We start from the raw sequence: 507 nt of genomic DNA, 5'->3' as shown, positions 1-507 counted from the left end.
ATCGGCTTCCTGATCGGCGCCGTGCTGTCGGGCACTACCGGCTTCATCGGCATGCATGTCTCGGTCCGCGCCAATGTGCGTACCGCGCAGGCCGCTTCCAACAGCCTCGCCGCCGGCCTCGACATCGCCTTCAAGTCAGGCGCCATCACCGGCCTGCTGGTGGCGGGCCTCGCGCTGCTCGGCGTCTCCATCTACTACGCCATCCTGACCGGTGCGATGGGTCTGCAGCCGAATGACCGCGTCGTCATCGACTCGCTGGTCTCGCTCGGCTTCGGCGCTTCGCTGATCTCGATCTTCGCCCGTCTCGGCGGCGGCATCTTCACCAAGGGCGCCGACGTCGGCGGCGATCTGGTCGGCAAGGTCGAGGCCGGCATTCCGGAAGACGATCCGCGCAATCCGGCCACCATCGCCGACAATGTCGGCGACAATGTCGGCGACTGCGCCGGCATGGCCGCCGACCTGTTCGAGACCTATGCGGTGACGGTGGTCGCCACGATGGTGCTCGCC

At 67.5% G+C, this 507-nt stretch carries 1 protein-coding gene; it reads left to right on the top strand.

From position 1 onward, the window contains the following. A partial coding sequence (locus tag EOA29_RS39655; protein WP_189479193.1) for a sodium/proton-translocating pyrophosphatase occupies window positions 1-507 on the top strand: 507 nt, incomplete at both ends.

The sequence above is a fragment of the Mesorhizobium sp. M1E.F.Ca.ET.063.01.1.1 genome, assembly GCF_003998155.1.
GTDB lineage: Bacteria > Pseudomonadota > Alphaproteobacteria > Rhizobiales > Rhizobiaceae > Mesorhizobium.
Note: the sequence above shows the minus strand (reverse complement) of the source record. Positions and strands in the feature narration are given on the sequence as shown.